We start from the raw sequence: 19,452 nt of genomic DNA, 5'->3' as shown, positions 1-19,452 counted from the left end.
CGCGCGTGATTAACCGCGGACGTTGTGCTTGCGCTTCATAAAGTCCTTTGCCGTCTCGACAGCCACCGCGGCGTCGCGGCAATAGGCGTCGGCGCCGACGGCCTTGCCGAATTCCTCGTTGAGCGGCGCACCGCCGACCAGCACGACATAATCGTCCCGGATGCCCTTTTCCTTCATCGTGTCGATGACGACCTTCATATAGGGCATGGTCGTAGTGAGCAGCGCCGACATGCCGATAATGTCGGGCTGGTGCTCCTCGATCGCAGCCATGTATTTTTCGACCGCATTGTTGATGCCGAGGTCGATGACGTCGAAGCCAGCACCCTCCATCATCATGCCGACGAGGTTCTTGCCTATGTCATGGATGTCGCCCTTGACGGTGCCGATGACCATCTTGCCCTGCTTGGGCGCGCCGGTGGCGGCGAGCAGCGGGCGCAGGATGAACATGCCGGCCTTCATGGCATTGGCCGACAACAGCACTTCGGGCACGAACAGGATGCCGTCGCGAAAATCCTCGCCGACGATACGCATGCCTTCGACCAGCGCCTCGGTCAGCACCGTGTAAGGCACCCAGCCGCGCTCGAGAAGGATATGCGTTCCTTGCTCGATCTCTTCCTTCAACCCGTCATAGAGGTCGTCGTGCATCTGCTGCACCAACTCGTCATCGGAAAGCTCGGAAAGAACGATCTCGTCGTCGGACATAGTGAAACGCCTCGCAATGTGTGAATTACAAAAAATCGGTACCCTTCCGCGTTGAAGAAAGGGTACCGATCAGGCTTCCGGCTCAGCCTTGGGAGTTCGTCAGGCTGCCAGCCAGACTTTTTGCAGATCCATCTGGAAAGTCTGGTGGATCGCGTAATTCTGGACCTTCTTGCCCATATGGCCGTAGAGGCTTTGCCAGAACGGTTGGATGATGACACCGGAGTCCTGCATGATGGTTTCGAGTTCCTTCATGAGTTCTCTCCGCTTGGCGGGATCACTTACCGAGAAGGCCTTCTTCAGTTTTGCGTCGAAGTCGGGATTGGAATAGGCCGTCTCGTTCCATGCCTCGCCGGTCCGGTAAGCCAGCGCAAGCACCTGAACGCCGAGCGGCCGCATGTACCAGACCGTCAGCGAATAAGGGTACTTCGACCAGTCGTTCCAGAAGGTCGAGCCCGGCAGGACGGTGCGCTTCACCTTGAAACCGGCCTCACGCAATTGAGCCGCGATCGCGTCACCGGTATTCTTCTGCCAGTCCTCGTCGATCGAGATCAGCTCATGCTCGAAGTCGGCATGTCCGGCCTCAGCCATCAGTTTCTTCGCGCCCTCGAGGTCACGGGTCTTCTTGGGCAGCGCATAATACTCCGGATGGATTGGGCTGACGTGATGATTTTCGCCGACTGTGCCACGTCCGGCGTATCCGAGCTGCAGGACAGCATTGTTGTCGACCGCCATTTGCAAGGCATTTCTGACCTTCTTGTCGTCGTATGGTTTGTTGGCGGTGTTCGTCCGGCATACCAGTGTCGTTGCGGTGGCGACCTCCGATTTGACGACATTCATCTTGTTCAAAATGTCAACGAAATCCGCCGGCGTTTCGAGATTGACATCGATTTCCCCGGAGTCGAATGCGGAGACGGTCGCCTGGAAGTCGGTGCCGTAGTCTATGAACTGAACACCATCAAGCAGGGCTTCGCCGCCCCACCATTTGCCGTTGCCACGGCGCTTGACTTCAGCCTTGCTGCCGACCGAGTACGAAACCAGCTCGAACGCCCCCGTTCCGATCGGCTTTGCCACAGGGTCGGCACCCGTCGAGTCGAAGCTGTGATGCACGACCAGGCCGGGGTAGTCGGTGAAGTTGGCTATGATCGCTATGTCCGGTTCACTGAGCTTTAGCTTGACCGTATGATCGTCGACCTTGACGATTGCACCGTCTCGAGCCTTGCCCGATTTGGTGTCGATCAGACCACCGACGCGGGCCGCCATCGAGTTTCCGGAAACGCCCTTGTCACACCAGCGCGTAAGGTTGAAAATCACATCGTCCGCGTTGAACGCGTCGCCATTATTCCAGGTTACACCCTTGCGCACATGGAACACGTATTCCGTTGCGTCCTCGTTGACCTCCCAGCTCTCAAGCAGGACTGGTTCGAATGTGAATTCATGCGTGTAACGGACCAGAGGCTCCAGCCAGCAACGTGAGATGTTGGCCAGTTCGACCCAGTCATAGGTGCGCGGATCTTTCTGCGCCTTGACAGGCATCGACACGCGCAGCGTGCCGCCCTTGGTTGGCTCCGCGGCGTAAGCGGCCTTGGGTAGCGTCACGCCCATCAGGCCATAAGCCATAACGGCAGAGGCGCCGAAGGTGCTTGCAAGCGCCAGGAATTCGCGCCGATCCATCCTGCCGGCCTTCACCTCGTTCGCCATCGTCGCGACCGAAGCGGGGACACTGTCCCCGTTGCTTCTGAAAAATCCCATTTCCTGCTCCCTTTGTTATGTTCCCAATAGATTTTCGGAGGCTAGGCGAGGCTTGGCGAAATTTCCTCCTGGCGTTTCGCCACAAAGGCGTCGAGCTCCTCCCGCACGGCCGGGTCCATGGAGGGTTGTTCATAGCCGGCGATGATCGCCTTCGCCTTTTCCCGACAGCGTTGCGCCATGTCCCGCGACCCTTTCACTTTCCACTGTTCGTAGCTGAGGTAGTCGAGGATCTCGGGTGCGATAAATGCGTCCTTAAAGCGTTTGAGGGTGAAGGCATCCCCGAGATAGTGCCCGCCTGGACCGATGCGCCGGACCGCCTCGAGCGCGTCATCAAAATGATCAAAATTTATCCCCCGAGCGTATTTCTCCATCAGAAGGTTCTGTTCAGCATCGGCGACGAACTTGGCCATACAGCAGACGAGGCCGGCTTCATCCCAGCCGCCCGCATGCATCATCAGGTTTGCGTTGGCGCTGGCGCCCGACATGTAGGCAACCGCCGATTCGTAACCGGACTGAGCATCGAAGGTCTTGGCGGACGATTGGGAAGCGGTGGTCCGCCACGGTATCCCGTATCGTCGGGCAAGTTGGCCGATAACCGCGTTGATGAGCGTAACCTCCGGCATCCCTGACATCGGCGCGCCGCTGCGCATCGACACTGAGACCGAGTATTGGCCGTAGATCATATTCGCCCCAGGCCTGACCAACTGGGTGTAAGCAAGGGCGGCGAGCGCCTCTGCATTCAGTTGGGCGATCGTCGCTGGGATGTCGGCCGGGGTGTTAGCGGCCCCGAGTACGAACGGGGATAGCAGCACCACCTGGTTTGCTTCGACGAATGCGCGAAGTCCTTCGAGCATAGTGGCGTCCCAGACAAGTGGCGAGTTTCCCGACACGTGTCCCATCATCACCGCATTCTGGTCCATGAACGCTTTGCCGTGGACGATCTGCCCCATGGCAATGGAGTCTTCGGCACGCTGCTGCCCGGTCGTAAGACCGAAGAACGGCATGTTGGTCTCAACGAGACTTGAATGGTTGATGTGCAAGTGCCGCCAGGGCACCGCAATATCGGTTGGCTCACAGGTGAAGCCGCCCGCGATATGAAATCCGGGCAGCATTTGCGTTAGCCGGTTCATGTTTCGCAGATCCTCGATCGTCGAGGCGCGGCGTACGCCCTGCAGGTCGCGGACATTCGGCGCACCCTGCATCGCCCCGAATGTCATTGTATCGAGCGCAATCTCGAAACGCTGCGACGGGTCGCGTGAGGTCATCTCGAAACTTGAAGGAGCCTTCGAGATAAGGTCCATGACCATCTCGCCTTCAAGGCGAACGCGGTGATCGCGGACATCGGCGCCAGCCTCTTTCCACTGCCTGATGGCAGTCTCGTCCCGGAATTCGATTCCGATTTCGCGCAAGATGGCCAGAGACGCTTGGTGAATGCGCTCTAACTGCGCAGCGGTCACCGCTTCAACGGGGCGAATGCCGTACCTGATGGTCGAAACCCGGGGCCGCCTCTCTGCTTCACGGGTGGCCACGACCGATGCACGTCCACCTCGGCGTCGGCTTAGGGGAGCATCAGTGTCCATTGTTCGGCCTTCCCAAATGCGGGCAACGCTCCGCGCCACAAACCGGCCATCGTCGCTGCATCCAAGGCGCGAGATGACACGCTCGTGATGATATTGCGACGGGAGAGTTCTGAGAATGAGCAAAAGTTTTCGCTGGTCTTCAATCCAGTTTATACCTGAGCATCTTTAAGGCGCTCACCGTCAGCGCCGATCGTTCGCTTGACGGCCCCGTCGTGCAAGCTAGGCGTTGTTAGGACCGGATTTCACTCGTCTGCTCAAGAAACCAGTCCACCAGAAGCTTGCTCCTCTTGTTTCTGGCAGGATCCTCGCTGGTCAGCAGGAAGAAAGCTCGATCTGTTTTGACCTCGACCGGGACCGGTCGGATGAGAAGCCGATTTTTCAATAGGTGTTGTGCCGTGAGGGACCATCCCAACGAGATGCCTTCGCCAGCAAGAGCTGCCTGGAGGGTCAGTTGGTAGTCATTGAAGACGATGTCTGTTTTGATTTCAGTGGGATCGCCCCCCGCCAGCTCGACCCACTCTGGCCAACCCATCCTCTTGCGGAAAGCATCAGACGAGTGGATCAGCTGATGTTGGAGGAGATCATCGACCGACTGAGGGGACGGATGTGACAAAAGATAGGCAGGTGAGCAGACTGGAAAGACGATTTCATCACAAACAAACCAGCTGTTTGCCCTGCTGAAATCCCGCGGCCGCACCCAAACCGTCACGTCAACTTCATGATCGGGTTCGGCGTCCCGGTCCGTGGCGACAACTTTGATCTTAACGTCTGGGTGCTCCTGTTGAAAGTGATACAGCTGGGGCGCAAGCCAATGGGCCGCCAAGGAAGTGGACGCCGCGAACGTGACGTACTTCGTCCCGCGATCGGAGATGACCTCGAGCCTCTGCTCTAGCCGGCGGAAACTCGTTCGCACTTCGTCATAGAGCTGGCGTCCGGCTTCGGTCAGCTGAACTCCACGATTGTCGCGGGCGAACAGGAGGATCCCACAATGCTTTTCGAACATCTTGATGGAATGTGAGACGCTTGGCTGCGTCACGTTCAATTCCCGGGCTGCACTCTTGAAACTGAGCGTACGAGCGGCCGCTTCGAAGACGAAGAGCGAATGCGTCGAGGGAACCAGACTGCGAAGCGTGGACATGAAGCAGCTCTATATCAGCCGCGATCTTTTCCGTCTACGAGCCTCCTCTCTGATGGTCTATTCGAGCACTGAGACAACACGAACGTGACCGTCACAGGTCACCATCACAGAGCGAGTTGGCAGTGAGTTCGAGCGACCAGAATTTGGGAAAGCGGATACCCGTCGAGCCGCCGCATCCGGAGCCTACTCGGTCAGGGTGGTATATAGCTTCCGGACCAGAATTGCCCCTGGTTCCGCAGGCAGGTGATCGAGCCTGTGATTGCTTGGTGATTGGCGGCGGCTGGATGGGGCTGCACGCAGCGCGTCGATATGCAGAGCTCAATCCAGATAGCTCCGTGGTTCTGGTGGACGCCGGTCGCATCGGAGATAATGCATCCGGCCGATGCATGGGTTTCGTCATCGATCTGGCTCATAACCCCCGCAAACAGGACTTTGTCGAAGACATCAGGGGCAACAAGGAGGAGTTGTTCGTCAACCTTGATGGGATCGCCTACATCCGCAGCGCGGTTGAAGAACAAGGGGTCGATTGTGACTGGGATCCGCAGGGCAAATATCATAGTGCTGCCACCCCGCACGGTGTTGAAGATTTGAAGCGCTTTTCCGAGGCGCTGGACAAGCTAGGACAGAATTACAGCTGGGTTGAGCGCGAGGAAATTCGTTCCATTACCGGGAGTAACCATTACATTCGGGCTTTGCACCATCCTGGTACTATCCTATTACAACCCGCAAAGTACCTCAAGGATGCCGTCAGGCGCCTGCCTTCGAATGTGGTGGTGCATGAAAATACGCCGATAACCTCGGTTCAATTCGGCGCTCCCAAGCATGTCTGCGAGACCCCCACGGGGACGCTGCGTGCGTCCAGGGTCATAATCTGTGCCTCTGGTTATCTGACAAGATTTGGCTTTTTCGAAAATCGTGCAATCCCGCTCTATACGTTCGCGAGCATGACGCGGCAGCTGACAGAAAATGAGCTCTCGCGCGTCGGCAGCAAAGCGGCCTATGGACTCATTCCGGCAAACAGCTTTGGCACGACGGTTCGACGTACGATCGACAACCGTCTATTTCTTCGCAACGTCTACGCCTATGCCACAGACTTCAAGACCACGCGGCAAGACGTGATGAAGGCACGACGGGAGCAACAGATCGCATTTGATCGCAGATGGCCTGAACTATCACCAATTGGCTTCGAAGCCAGCTGGGGCGGTCTTCTGACCCTTGCTCAAAATGGTGGGATGGTTTTTGGCGAACTTGACCGGAATGTTTATGGGGCTGCTTTCTGCAACGGCACCGGTGTTGCGCGAGGGGCCGCCTTTGGCAAGGCTATCGCGGAAATGGCGTCGCTGCGAACGTCGCCCGTAATTGATATCTTGAAGACGCGGGCAAGCCCGAGCAAGCCCTACCCAAAGCCGGTGACGGCTATGGGAGTTCGTATTGTAACCGCATTCCGCTTCAGACAAGCCGGTGCTGAAGTCTAACGCCGGAGGGAGTAGTCATGGCGGACCTGAAGGGTATCAACCTCGCGATGCAAACGCCATTCGATGGAAATGGCGTGATCGACTTCGCTGTATTTGAGGAGCTTATCGATAAGTACGTTGAAGCTGGTGTTCATGGTTTGGTTCTTGGTGCGGGAACCGGCCAGCATCCGTACCTGACGGAAGCCGAATGCAATCGCCTGTACGAGGTGGGCGCAAAACGGATCGCGAGGCGATGCAACGTCATCTGTCAGACGTCTGCCCTCAACATGGATGAAGTGATACGGCGCTCGCAGCATGCCGAGTCAGTTGGCGCACAGGCTTTGATGATTTTGCCTCCTTACTTCGAGGGTCCGAGCGATGATGATGGTATCTTCGAATTTTATAGGGCGGTCGATGCAGTCGTAGGCACGGACATCATCGGATATAACATACCCCAGGCCACGGGCATTTCCGTGTCACCGCAGTTGCTTGAGCGACTTTTTCAGCTGAAAAACTTCAATTATATCAAGGATAGCGCCGGCGATTTCACCGTCCATCAGGAGTTTCTCCAAAAAAGCGGGACTGTTCTAAACGGTGCCGACCCCACGACGGTATATGCTCTCATGGCTGGAGCTCGCGGCGTGATTTGGGGTGCCGCAAACTACATGCCTATCGAAGCTGTTGAACTTTATGATCTCGTCAGCGGCGGCAAGTACGAGCAAGCCTTGGCTTTGTGGCAGCGCATGCTGCCGTCGATTCTCTTCATATGGCGCGCGCCCTACACGCCTTCCGTTCTTCGCGCCGCTCAATTGCGTGGCTATGGAACGGGTAACGTACGTCGTCCGCTTAGGAAGCTGTCGGCAGACCAGGAGGCTCTTCTGCGGAAATCCCTTGAGGCCTTGGGCGTCTAAGGGGGTCAACCAGCATTGCGTCAGTGAGGCCCGCGTGAAAATTGTCCATATAGGCGCCAGCGGCGTGATTGGCAGGGCCGTTGCCGCGGAACTTGGCACCCGGCACGAGATAGTCGCGGTGAATCGAGGCTCCGGCGACTATCAGGTCGATATTGCAGACCCTTCGTCCATCGCGCGGCTGTTTAACCAGACAGGTCACTTCGACGCCCTGATTTGCACAGCTGGTGCGGTCCACTTTGCGGCCCTTCAAGAGTTCTCGGTCGAGCAATATTCGATCGGGTTGAAAAGCAAGCTTATGGGACAGGTCAATCTCGTCAGGTCCGGACGGAAGTATCTTCGTGACGGTTGTTCGTTCACCCTGACGTCCGGTCCTACCAATGAAGATCCAATTCCGCTTGGTACATCTTGGCTGGAGACCCCCGCGCTCCGGCGCCGCTGTCAGGCGGGTCTCAACAAGAGCGAACAGCGGCACGCGCTCTCCCAGGCTATATGCACATTCCGCGATAGCCCATCTGCGATCAGCCGGCGAGTCTGTTCCTGGTCATCTGGCGTCGCAGACCTCGCTGGTGCGATGGGAGCACTTCGCCTTCTCCGGCGATTTCCTCTGGGATTCGCGCCGCACAGGCGACAAACCGCAAGCCACTCAATTTGGCATCAAGAAAGCAGGCTGCCTGACTGTTCCCTTTCCTGTTTCACCCTTGGCGTTGTTTAGCGTACTTTCAATGCGATGCCCTCTCGATGGTCTTCTTCGATGCCTAGGAAAAGAGCCCGGCCCGAAGCCGGTCAAAACTTGCGCGGTGAAGGGAGTCACCGCGCAGGGGAACATCTCCCAATTTGCAATCGTAGGCAGCTAACTCCCACATTCTCCATCTCCATCTCCATCTCCATCTCCATCTTTATCGCGACCGCCCATTTTCTAACAGCGACGTCATCGAAAAGCTCGAGATACCAGGGTTTGCTGTAGGCTGTCAGAAGCTTGCCAGTGGTTCGCCGAATATACCTTCATCCGGTACGACTCCCAACCCTGGCCCGTTTGGAAGCTGAATGTGACCTCCTACGATTTCCACGCCGCTTTTGCTGTCGTAATGCCCTTCGATATACGGTGAAGCTAGCCACGCTCCCTCGAAATTGGCGGAATTCACGGTTGCGCCAGCATGAGTACAGGCGGCGCTTATGATGTCGCCACCCCACGCATCGTCAGCGGTATGGGGCAGGTTCCGGGCCGCGCATATATCCCTGAAGATCGCATAGTTGTGGAGCCCGCCGATCCGTGTAACTTTCATCCCAAACCCATCTACGAGGTTCGTGCCAACGGCCGTTATTACAGTGTTCAGATTAACGCTGTTCTCGTCCATATAGATTCCATGGCCTATCTGCGGACGGATTTTCCGCAAATCCTCAATATTGTTACACGGCTGCTCCATGATAAACGGAATATCGGGGCATTCACGGCTCATGCGGAGGGCATCCCGCGTCGTCCATCCGCGATTTGCGTCAACCGCCAAGCGCATGCCGGACTTGCCGATGACCTCCCAAACCCGTCGCACAACCTCGACGTCCACTTCCACGGGACGACCGCCGACCTTAATCTGTAGGCGAGGATAGCCTTCTCCCATTTTATCTCGGGCTATGCGAGCGATCTCATCCGGGGTGCCTATCCCGCTGGCATAGTAGGACGGAATACGCTCCGTGGCGGCTCCACCAAGGATTTCTGCGACACGCACGCCGAGCTTCTTTCCGATGAGGTCATGAGCTGCGATATCAACGGCGGCCTTGGCGTAGTTGTGACCATTAAGCAGCCCGTTCATGGTACGCTGGAGCGAAAGGGGCCAAACGTCCGCTCCTATTAGCCCAGGCCCCATCTCTATCAAGGCAGCAACGGCACCGCCTGCGTGAGCTTCTGCATAGGTCGGTCCATTCGGGCAGGTTTCACCCCAGCCTTCCACGCCGTCATCGCTTGTTATGCGGACCAGCACCGATTTCAGCGTCCATACGAAGCCTGAAGCCATTTTGTATGGGCCACTTTTAACCGGCAGATCGTGGGTGAAGATGTCGAGCTTCTTGATCTTCATGTGAGTCTCACTTGGGATGATTATGAGTGAAGATGTGTGACACATCCAATCTTTACTCGGCAGCCGACGGGTAGAGCCGCTTAATGCTCGTGTTTCCTATGGACTCCATGAACGGGCGTGTGACCGTGACCTGCGCCCAACTTGTGGAGTTGTTGGTGCAAACGGTGATGGGCAAGTTCGAGTGTTGCCCTCATCTTCGATCGTCTCTGTTCGTCCGTCTTCGGCGACACCGTATCAAGATAGGCCAACGTTCCCTCGATTTGAGCCAAAACCGTCACCGCGTCGGAAGTCGCGAAGATCGGCTTGTCACCGACTTCGACGAAGACGGCGCTTGTATGCGCTGCGATGTCTTCGTCGCGGCCCGCGACGCTTCCACGAACACGGATAGCCAGCCATGAAGACTCTAGGATGTGGACCGATGCATGGCCACTCAGCCTCATTTTGTCACAGTTTACTTCGCCGACGATTATGCCACTCTGAAGAATTTCAACACGTTTGGGCGGAACGCTAACCGATTCTACTTGCCAGTTGACCACGACTGTACCGCCTTGTGCGGCGAGCCGAATCTTGCTCCCCGGGCATTTGCCTTCTACCGTCATCCTTACGAGTGGTCCTACGGTTATGAATGTGTCACCGCCACGGATTGCGTCCATCCAGGTTCCGTAGGTGAACTCTTGCGGTCCAAGGTGAGCGTAAGTCCGTATCCCACCTATAATCGAGGCGGCGTCCATTTTGTCGGAACCCGCGACCAGCGGGACCTGGTAACCAATGTTAAGATATCTATACCAGTCGGCGATGGCGAAGACACCGATCTGCCATCTGCGCGGATTGAATGTCATCACTTCGATAGCGTCCACAAGTCCAAGCACAATATCAGCAGCCCGCTCACCCTGAGGACTAGGCGCATGGGGCATTACAACCAGCCCTCGTTGATCGCGGCAGCGCTCCGCCCATTGGGCAAGGGTCGTATCAAGTGGGTCGCCAATTGCACCTTCATCAGCTCCACCGGCGCACAGCGGGTCGATGATCGGTCCTTCGTACCCAAGAAGAGATATGTGACCTAGTACCTGCATCCTGTTCTCAGTTCCAACTCGCACCAAAAATTCGCCGTCGCCACCAAATTCCTTTGCGCCGAGTGTTGTCCGCCCATCGAAGTCGGTTGCGTTCTGGATGAGTTCGCCCCATTGAGTCGCAAGCAAATTGACGACGTTAACGCCCTCTGCTTGCCCTTCAAGAAGCGCCGTATGCGGGTTCAGGTAGTGCACGTGCGTATCCGAAGTTACCCACCCTTTCTCACGCCACTGAAGAACGTCGTCCAATTCGAATGTCAGGGTCTCCGTTGTCGGCAGGATGTCCACAACTCGACGAATGGGCTGGAATTCAAATCCTCTCGAAATTTCGATGAAGACCGGACCGGTCGGTAGATCGACCGTGCAATCTCCTTTTACATATGCATACTGGTTGAGATCGTTGGCCAGTTCACCGAATCTGGCTTGAAAGACTCCAATGTTCACTTTTCGATGGTATCCCCTTGGTGGCAAGTACTCCCCATGCTGCCCATGGATATGGAGCCGTGCCGCAACTTTCTGACCCGAGCTCTTCTCGACGATGGAAATCTTGACTGGCTTGTTGGCAGGCTGGATCGATCTCGCGTCAAGATTCGCGTTCGGGACCGAATTCCGCGCTTCAATCGAGCGCAGTGCGATATTCAAGAGATCGCCGTCTCCCGACCGAACATACAGATGGGCGTCCGGATGGGCTGAGTACTCGACAATAACCTCTGTATTGGACTTCCTGGGCTGAACATCATGGATATTGCTCTTCCACTCCTCGGTCGAATATTCAAGGACCGCGCGCGCCGAAATCACGGTGCCGAGGTCGATACCGATCTCGTCACCTCGATCATCTGTGTCCAGCTCTCCGAGCGCGTTCAAGTGAACCCCCTCGGGGAGCCGAAGCCGCAGCTTCGTTCGATTTTGCAAACGCAAGGGGTGGTCAGCGAGGCCCGTCGTCGAAATCGCGTAGACAATCGACTCTTCCTGTTCAGCCCGCAATTGGACCGCAGCCAACTCCTTTTGCGGATGCGGATTGGGCAACGCATAAATCCATAAGTTCTCCCTCCCGTTGCTGAGGCGACCGGATTCGTTGCGAGCCTCGGCTATATCGTAATCGACCCGCGGCGCTCTACCCAGGATAAAGTCCTCTCCATGAGTTGAGTGAACATGAGGTCCTAGCGCGGGCATCGCAGCGAATGGGCTTGCCCCCCAAGAAATGTGTCGTTGCTGGATCGCTATTCTTCGGTAGACGGGTACGTTCTCTTCGCTGCCGTCGGCGTATCGAAGTACGTAAGTTGATACCAGGCCGCTAACATCATTGCTCTCGATCGGCGATCTATATGGGCTGTCAACTGGAAGTGCGTCCCTGAATGACTTCAGTTTTCCCGGCGGCCGATCTGCCACGGCTTGGACAAAAACAACGTAGGTGGCCAGGCGAGAAGGGAATTCCACGCAAATGTCGGGTTCTCCGGGACGAAGTAAGACGACATCAAACCCCGGCGACACACCGAAAAGGAAGGGGATACCGCGCAATGCCTGCGGCCCCGTGAGTCCATCGCTCCAATCGCTGTCGAGAGGCCCTTTTGCGAAACCTGCTCCTAAGTTTTTTCTGGAGCGGTTGAAAGAATTCGAAAGCTCTAGAGCACGGAAATGTGGGGACGGGGGCGTTATCATGGAGATTTTCCGCGGTTAGATTTCGGTAGTCGGACACATCACTAGCGGATATTAAGTTGCAATCTTCGATTCCTGCGAGCGTACAGGATTGCCGAGACGGGTCTGTCTTGTTTGCGGTCAACGTTCGACGTCGCGCCACTATCGCGTCGTGGCACCTCGCCGAAGGAATGTCGAACGCCTACCTCTGGCTAGATCACGCCTGTCAAGAGTCCGAACCCCAGAACGGCAACCGCGCCGCCCATAGACCGGATCAGCATGCCGTTACCGCGTTCACTTCGTTTTCCAAGCAATGATCCGAGGCTGATACCAATGAGATGGAGCAAAACAGTTGCAGCGATAAAGCCCGCCGCGAAGGAAGTTCCGCTATGACTTTGCGGGATCTCTGCGCCATGAGCATATCCATGAAAAATCGCAAACACCCCGACGATCGCTGCAGCCAAGGCAGCCGGAGTCTTAACGCCGAGTGCTACAAGCACACCGATCACGGCGACGGATAGAGCGATCCCGCTCTCAACCCACGGCAAGCCAAGTCCGACAATGCCCAGAGCACCCCCCGCGGCCATTGCTAGAACGAACGCAAGCGGGACCAGACACAGGCCACGGCCACCGATCTTGTACGCCAACACGCCTACAGTCGTCATCGTGAGCACGTGATCGAGGCCGAAAAAGGGATGGCCAAATCCGTGAACGAATCCGACCGAGTCAGCCAGTCCAGTATGAGCTGACGCGATACTTGGTGTCATGATCGCAGCGATCGACAGGCAACACGCGAGCATTTTCTTCATCGTGTTGTTTGAGACTCCACGTTCAATCTCGTTACTTTCATATCGAACCTCTTCCCAAACTAAGTTCGCCCTTCGATGCATCCGCGATCGCGGGGCATAATAATGACGCTGAATGGTCGAACAGGAATCGACTCCTCAGCTCGCTATCGCCCTCTCACCCACCAGATCGCTCTCAACCACCGCGTCGATCGATTGATCTATTATGTCGAGCGCCTCATCGATCACATCATCTGAAATTGTGAGAGGGACCAAGATGCGGATTACGTTGAAGTGCCTACCCGCCGATGCAAGCAGCAATCCACGTTTAGATGCTTCCTTGATAACCTTCCCGACGAAGGCCCGCGCAGGCGCGCGTGTTTCGTCGTCTTCAATAAACTCCACGCCGATCATCGCCCCTAGACCGCGAATATCGCCGATGACAGAGCGGTTTTTCTTAGTTTGCATTCGTTGGAAGCCGCGCACGAGACGCGCTCCGACCTCGTTGGCGCGATCGATCAAGGCTTCCTTGTTCAGAATGTCGATCACGGCAAGGGCGGCGGCGCAAGCCAATGGGTTGCCTGCGTAAGTTCCCCCAAGCCCGCCGACATCCGCGGCGTCCATGATCTCGGCCTTGCCTACCACTGCCGCGATCGGGAGACCCGCCCCCAGGCTTTTGCCCATGGCAATGAGATCGGGCGCAACCCCGGTATGTTCGATCGCGAAAAGGCGGCCCGTTCTTCCAAAACCCGACTGCACTTCGTCGGCGACGAGGACGATGCCGTGCCGGTCACAAATCTGCCGGATGGCTTCCATGAATTCGGTCGGTGCCGGGATGAATCCGCCCTCGCCCTGAAGCGGCTCGATGACGAAAGCCGCGACCGCACCTGGTTCGATCTCGCTTTCGAAGATCGTGCCCAGCGCCGCAAGACAATGTTCGACGCCGACACCGCGATAAAGGTCGGGGAATGGCGCGCGATAGATGTCGCCCGGGAAGGGTCCGAACGCCTTCTTGTAGGGGTTCACCTTACCCGTCATGGCCATCGTCAGCAGGGTGCGGCCATGGAAGCCTCCGCCGAAGACCACGATGCCACGTCGCTTCGCGTGGGCTCTGGCGATCTTGACTGCGTTTTCCACCGCCTCCGCACCTGTGGTGACGAGCAGCGTCTTGGCCTTCGCTCCGACACTGCAGCGCTCGTTCAGCTTTTCCGCGAGCTCCACGTAGCTTTCATATGGAGCGGTACCGAAAAAGGTATGGCTGAAACGGGTGAGCTGCGCCTGGACGGCGCTCACGACTGCCGGATGGGAATGGCCTACGGCGAGAGCACCCATGCCTCCCACGAAATCAATGTAGCGCCGCCCCTCGACGTCCCAGAGTTCCGCGTTCTGCCCACGGTCCGCATAAATCGGAAAGGAGCATGACACTCCTACGGGGAGAGCAGCTTTTCGGCGCTCGTCCAGAGTAATATTCGATGACATCATGAAACTCCCGACAGCATTGTTGTCTGCAAGTCCAGGCCTTGCGGGTTGCTGCGGTCTTAGGACCAGCTTCCCGCCGTATTGGCTTGATTCATCACCGCCCATTTAGGTCGGCAGGTTGAAGCGGGTCCAGGCCAACCTGGAACCGCTCCTGTCACACCAAGTGCTCACTTGGCTGCGCATGCCTTATCGACCCAGCCGTCGAAGGCACTCTGGTGCTGGGCGATCCATTCGTCGGCGTGTTGCTTGATCTGGTCGATCTTGCTTTCGCCCTGCTGTTGACGCGACGCCTCAGCGGAAACGTCGTTCACGTTGATCGATACGTTCTCGAAGAGGGTTTTGACGGCGGGGTTTGCTTTCAGGAACTCGTTGTTGACCAGAAAGCTAGCGTAGTCGATGCCGAAGCCGAGGTTCTTGCCTTCGAAGTCGGTGTAGAGCGCCTCGTCCCCTTCAATTTTGGGAACGGCGATCCACTCGACGTCTTTGCCTGGGACGAGCACGCCAGTCACCCAATATGGTGTCCAGGTAAAGAAGACGATCGGATGTCCGCTTTTGTAGCGGGCGATCACATCTGCCATCATGGCATCGTATGCGCCTTGATTGTGGGTGACCGTGTCGCGCAGTCCGAGCTTGTCCAGGTGGCGTTCGATGACCTTCTCGCAACCCCAACCCGGCGCGCAGCCAGCCAGGTCTGCCTTGCCGTCACCATCGCTGTCGAACTTCGCCGCGACTTCCGGCTTCTTGAACTCTTCGAGGTTTTTCACCCCCGCGTCGTAGGACTTCTTGTCGACGAGGTAGCCCTGGACCGCGTCGGAGATGAGCCTGCCGACAATGGTCATCTTCTTGGCCCCGCCAGCTTCGTCATATAGGGGCTTGTGAAGCACATTCCAGTGCGATGCGGTGAAGTCTACGTCGCCATTCGCGACCGCGATGTGGATCGTGGCGTACTCGGCCTCTTCAGGCTGGGCAACCTCATAACCCAACTTCTCGAGCGCCCGAAAGGTGATGTCATGGAAGAAAATCTCCGCAAGCGAACTCGGCTGCATAGGGCGGATTTTCTTCCCCGCGCCGACTTCGCATCCGGACGCAAATGCGGTCCCTGCGGTGAGTGCCAGCACAGTGGCCGCGACGATGGTTCTCTTAAACATTTGCATTCCCCTTTCTTGTTGTGAAGGTCGTGAATTCTGACCGCGCGATGAATGGCGAGATTGTCGCTAGGACATTCGCCGCGAGGTTTTTGAGGTTGTAGCCACCTTCCTGGGTGAACATGGTCGGTCTGTTCAGCGACGCGATCGCTTCACCGATCCGCGAGTAGCAGTCATGGGAGAGGGCAAAGAGCGGATTGGGTTCCTCGATGTGCCCATCGACCCCGAGCGCGACGACGAGATATTCTGGGTCGAACCTCGCTATGTGTTCGAGAGCGACCTCGAGAGCATCGAGGTACTCCTGATCCGCCGTGCCAATCCGCAACGGGATGTTCCGAGTCGTACCTATTCCCTCGCCCCAGCCAATTTCCACCTCGTGGCCTGTGAAAAATGGATACGAGAATGTTGGATCGGCATGGATCGAAACGTGGAGCACGTCCGGGCGTTCGTAGAAGATGGACTGCGTCCCGTTTCCGTGGTCCGCATCGAGGTCGAGGATCGCGACCCTTTTTCCGCCCTTGGCAAGAAATTCCGCCGCCACCGCGGCGTTGTTGAAATAGCAGTATCCGCCGCCATAGTCGGCATGGGCATGGTGCCCGGGCGGCCGACACAGGGCATAGGACGCAGGTCCACCGGACTTGAGAATGTGCGCCGCCGTGATAGCGCAGTTCGCCGCGCCGAGGGCCGCGCTCATTGTGCCGTGGCTGATCGGCGAGTACGTGTCGAACATATGCCATTCGAGTTGGCCGATAAGGGAATCCGGATAGACGCTCGCGTTGCCCTTGCGCGTGATGGTCGGTACCAATTCGCTCGACGCAGGCATCGACGACTCTAGGTATTCGTCCGCTCTTTGAAGAAATTGCAGATACCGTTGCGTATGGACGTTGAGCACCGGACCCAAGCCGAAGTTAGTCGCGGCTCTTATTTCGATTTCGGCGGTTCGGAACGCCGACAACAACGTCTCCGCGCGTTTTGGGTGGTCGAGACTGACGCCGAGCTGGCCGTTCTTGATGTAAAACTGGGGGGCGTGCCTGGTCTCGCTTTGGTCGTAGATGACGGAGAACACTTCGTTCCTCATAAATGGGCGGCGGCTGCCATCTTTGATAGCTTCCTAGCCCACTCATGACGAACCCAAAGAATTCAGGGGGGCATTGAGGAAAATTCACGGGGCACACGGTCCGGCGCGTGAAGCAAGTAAGTCAGGCTCGGGCGGGACCCGGCGCGACGTGTTCCGCGATATCGCGGTCTCCGAGTTCGCGGCTAAGCCACGCACGAAACGCCTCCACCTCGGGTTTTTCGACGCTTTCGCGGGAGATGACCAAATAGTAGCCAAGCCCCTGATCGACGATTAGGTCGAAAGGCATGACCAACCTGCCATCGGCCAATTCCTCTCCGACAAAATTGTAGTCCGCCATCGCGACGCCGAAGCCGCGGCACGCGGCAATCAGCGCTGCCTCAAGGGTATCATACTCTTGAGCGCTATCTGGTTCATCCCCCAACTCGCCGACGTCTTTGAGCCATTTCTGCCAGTAGCTCAGACCATCTTCGCGTTGCGAATCTTCAGGCATTCGCACCTTGATGATCGGAAGCGACAATAGTTGACCGGGCGACGTAAAGGGCCCGTTAGCGTCGAGGAACGCAGGACTGCACACAGGCGTGGTACGTTCGTCCATGAGAAGTTGCGAAATCAATCCCGTAGGAGGCGACTGCATCGTCAGGATTGCAGCGTCGAACTCATTCGATTTGACGTTCAGGGGACTGATCGACGTCGTGATCTTGAGTTTGATGCTCGGATTTGATTTCTGGAAACCATGTATCCGAGGCAAAAGCCATCTCGCCATGAATAGGGGCTGCACCCGGATGTGTAGATCGGGTTGGTGCCCTGACAGGTCCTGCACTGTGGTGGCGATGTCTGCAAATGCCTTCGTCAGGGTTGCAAGCAGCTTCTTTCCCTTGTCAGTCAGCGCGATGCCACCACTCAGTCTTTTGAAAAGCGGAAACTTCAACTCCTGCTCGAGTATGCTTATCTGGTGGCTAATCGCTCCGGGGGAGACGTTGAGCTCTTCGGCCGCGCGCGCGAAGCTAAGGCGGCGGCCGGCGGCCTCGAATGCCCGTAACGCACGCAGTGACGGCAAGCGCTGCACCTCAACCTCCGGAGGTTCTGACATTGTGGACGCGGTCTGAATGACGGCCCGGACGTTCCCCAAATATATTCATCCAGCTTTCGCCAATACTGCCCAGCGTCGCTCCTCTCAAGCCGCTCTACTGCGGAAGGCTGAGCTTGATCATCCGGCCGCCATCGATTGTCCAAACCTGTCCTGTGACAAATGACGACTCTGGTGATGCTAGCCACGCTACGAGGCTCGCGACCTCTTCCGGCCTGCCTGTGCGTCCGACCGGATGAATCTTGCCAATCTGTTGTCTGAAGCCCGCCGGGTCCGGCATGCTTTCGATGAAGTCGACATTCAGGTCGGTATCAATCCAACCAGGGGCCACGGCGTTGCAGCGCACGCCCTCGGCGCCATGATCGACCGCCACCGCCCTGGTCAGTCCATGGATGCCCGCCTTGGAGGCACAATAAGCCGTGTGCTTCGGATTGGAACCGAGGCCCTCGATGGAGCCGATGTTGACGATGGTCCCGCCTACCCTGCGAAGATGCGGCATGGCGGCTTTGATCAACATGAAGGGCGTGGTCAGGTTGACAGCAATTGTGCGTTCCCATTCCGCGAGGCTCATGTCCTCGGCAAGCGCTTCTTGCATGACTCCGGCATTGTTGACCAGGACATCGAGCCGGCCGGCAGCTTCTAGAACCGCGTCCACGGCCGCGCTAGCCTCGGTCGGGACGGTGAAGTTCACCGCGATGCACTCGAATTCCTGATCCTCCCCGCGCTGCGCCGTGAACACCCGCGCACCTTCGTCCCGAAGACGCCGCGCGATCGCTTGGCCGATGCCGCTCCGTCCGCCCGTCACCAGGGCGACTTTTCCCTCAAACCTGTTCATCCCACTGCCTTCCCACCGTTGACCTCGACTAGCGAACCGCACATGTAGCGCGAGGCGTCAGATGCGAGGAAGACAACGACCTCGGCGATGTCCTCCGGCTCGGCGATACGGCCGAGCGGAACTGTCTTGCCAAGCTCTGTGACGGCGGTATCCGGGTCGAAGCCACGCTTGGCAAATCCGGTTCTGAGCATCGGCGTATTGACCTCATTCGGGCAAACCGCGTTCACCCTTATGTTCTCATGAGCATGGTCCATGCCCATGCACTGAGTCAGCGAGGCGACCGCCGCCTTCGTCATGCAATAGACCGCGTGGTTCGGACCCGGATGGACGCCCCAGCAAGACGCGACATTGATGATCGCACCGCCACCGCGGTCGGCCATGATCGGGATCGCGGCGCGGCACACCCTGAACGGCGCTTCGACATTGACGCCCAACGAAAGCTTCCAGTCGTCATCCGTCGTTTCGGTGACCTTGCCACGGGTAATAACGCCTGCATTGTTGACGACGATGTCGAGCCCACCCAAAGACTCGAATGCCGCCCGGGGCAAACCGTCAGCATAAGCCTCATTCAACAGGTTCCCAGGCAGATGTGCGTCCGCGTCGATGCCTCTGACATCACGATCAGCGACAGCCACATTTACCCCCGCGGCCCGAAGCTGTCTGACGATTGCAGCGCCAATGCCGCCCGCGGCTCCAGTCACGAGCGCTTTCTTTCCCTCAAGATGTTCCATA

General features: G+C 57.4%; 15 protein-coding genes and 2 pseudogenes. 4 read left to right on the top strand and 13 right to left on the bottom strand.

Annotated features, from left to right (window positions below; translation table 11 throughout):
- Positions 1–9: 9 nt before the first annotated feature.
- The 4 genes from O7B34_RS28910 to O7B34_RS28895 all read right to left on the bottom strand — a co-directional run bounded on the left by O7B34_RS28910 (position 10) and on the right by O7B34_RS28895 (position 5,169).
- Positions 10–702, bottom strand: coding sequence for a corrinoid protein (locus O7B34_RS28910; protein WP_337128041.1), 693 nt, complete (start codon positions 700–702; stop codon positions 10–12).
- Between the two features lie 99 nt (positions 703–801).
- Positions 802–2,451: an ABC transporter substrate-binding protein gene (locus O7B34_RS28905; protein WP_337149213.1), complete on the bottom strand. Its 1,650-nt coding sequence runs from the start codon at positions 2,449–2,451 to the stop codon at positions 802–804.
- Between the two features lie 41 nt (positions 2,452–2,492).
- Complete coding sequence (locus O7B34_RS28900; RefSeq protein WP_337149212.1) at positions 2,493–4,031, bottom strand: trimethylamine methyltransferase family protein; 1,539 nt, start codon at positions 4,029–4,031, stop codon at positions 2,493–2,495.
- Between the two features lie 229 nt (positions 4,032–4,260).
- Positions 4,261–5,169 (bottom strand): LysR substrate-binding domain-containing protein, encoded by a 909-nt coding sequence (locus O7B34_RS28895; RefSeq protein WP_337128044.1) that lies wholly within the window; start codon positions 5,167–5,169, stop codon positions 4,261–4,263.
- A gap of 266 nt (positions 5,170–5,435) precedes the next feature.
- On the opposite strand from O7B34_RS28895, the gene O7B34_RS28890 reads away from it, so the two are divergent.
- From O7B34_RS28890 to O7B34_RS28880, 4 genes and pseudogenes are all read left to right on the top strand, one after another.
- Complete coding sequence (locus O7B34_RS28890; RefSeq protein ID WP_337149229.1) at positions 5,436–6,644, top strand: NAD(P)/FAD-dependent oxidoreductase; 1,209 nt, start codon at positions 5,436–5,438, stop codon at positions 6,642–6,644.
- 17 nt (positions 6,645–6,661) lie between these two features.
- On the top strand, positions 6,662–7,534 hold the full coding sequence (locus tag O7B34_RS28885; RefSeq protein WP_337149211.1) for a dihydrodipicolinate synthase family protein: 873 nt from the start codon (positions 6,662–6,664) through the stop codon (positions 7,532–7,534).
- Positions 7,443–7,856: pseudogene (locus O7B34_RS32265) on the top strand (NAD-dependent epimerase/dehydratase family protein); the annotation flags it as partial. The gene O7B34_RS28885 and the pseudogene O7B34_RS32265, both read left to right, overlap by 92 nt.
- Positions 7,857–7,940: 84 nt before the next feature.
- Positions 7,941–8,209 (top strand): annotated as a pseudogene (locus O7B34_RS28880) (Tn3 family transposase); the annotation flags it as partial.
- 293 nt (positions 8,210–8,502) lie between these two features.
- Here the strand turns inward: O7B34_RS28880 and O7B34_RS28875 are convergent.
- The 9 genes from O7B34_RS28875 to O7B34_RS28835 form a co-directional block, all read right to left on the bottom strand.
- Positions 8,503–9,606: a mandelate racemase/muconate lactonizing enzyme family protein gene (locus O7B34_RS28875; protein ID WP_337149210.1), complete on the bottom strand. Its 1,104-nt coding sequence runs from the start codon at positions 9,604–9,606 to the stop codon at positions 8,503–8,505.
- Positions 9,607–9,686: 80 nt separating this feature from the next.
- Positions 9,687–12,335, bottom strand: a complete 2,649-nt coding sequence (locus O7B34_RS28870; RefSeq protein WP_337149209.1) for a CehA/McbA family metallohydrolase — start codon at positions 12,333–12,335, stop codon at positions 9,687–9,689.
- Between the two features lie 188 nt (positions 12,336–12,523).
- Positions 12,524–13,120, bottom strand: coding sequence for a HupE/UreJ family protein (locus O7B34_RS28865; RefSeq protein WP_337149208.1), 597 nt, complete (start codon positions 13,118–13,120; stop codon positions 12,524–12,526).
- A gap of 135 nt (positions 13,121–13,255) precedes the next feature.
- Positions 13,256–14,575, bottom strand: coding sequence for a 4-aminobutyrate--2-oxoglutarate transaminase (gene gabT, locus O7B34_RS28860; RefSeq protein WP_337149207.1), 1,320 nt, complete (start codon positions 14,573–14,575; stop codon positions 13,256–13,258).
- A gap of 167 nt (positions 14,576–14,742) precedes the next feature.
- Positions 14,743–15,723, bottom strand: coding sequence for a glycine betaine/L-proline ABC transporter substrate-binding protein ProX (gene proX / locus O7B34_RS28855; RefSeq protein ID WP_337149206.1), 981 nt, complete (start codon positions 15,721–15,723; stop codon positions 14,743–14,745).
- Complete coding sequence (locus O7B34_RS28850) at positions 15,716–16,786, bottom strand: histone deacetylase family protein (RefSeq protein WP_337149205.1); 1,071 nt, start codon at positions 16,784–16,786, stop codon at positions 15,716–15,718. Before O7B34_RS28850 ends, proX begins: the two co-directional genes overlap by 8 nt.
- A gap of 133 nt (positions 16,787–16,919) precedes the next feature.
- On the bottom strand, positions 16,920–17,864 hold the full coding sequence (locus O7B34_RS28845; RefSeq protein ID WP_337149203.1) for a LysR substrate-binding domain-containing protein: 945 nt from the start codon (positions 17,862–17,864) through the stop codon (positions 16,920–16,922).
- A gap of 118 nt (positions 17,865–17,982) precedes the next feature.
- A complete protein-coding gene (locus tag O7B34_RS28840; RefSeq protein WP_337149202.1) occupies positions 17,983–18,720 on the bottom strand; it encodes an SDR family NAD(P)-dependent oxidoreductase in 738 nt (245 codons plus the stop codon).
- On the bottom strand, positions 18,717–19,451 hold the full coding sequence (locus tag O7B34_RS28835) for an SDR family NAD(P)-dependent oxidoreductase (RefSeq protein ID WP_337149201.1): 735 nt from the start codon (positions 19,449–19,451) through the stop codon (positions 18,717–18,719). Before O7B34_RS28835 ends, O7B34_RS28840 begins: the two co-directional genes overlap by 4 nt.
- Between the last annotated feature and the right edge of the window lies 1 nt (position 19,452).

This window comes from Mesorhizobium sp. Cs1299R1N3 (assembly GCF_037179625.1).
Classification (GTDB): domain Bacteria; phylum Pseudomonadota; class Alphaproteobacteria; order Rhizobiales; family Rhizobiaceae; genus Mesorhizobium; species Mesorhizobium salmacidum.
The sequence above is the reverse complement of the archived record's forward strand: the minus strand, read 5'-3'. Positions and strand labels throughout refer to the sequence as shown.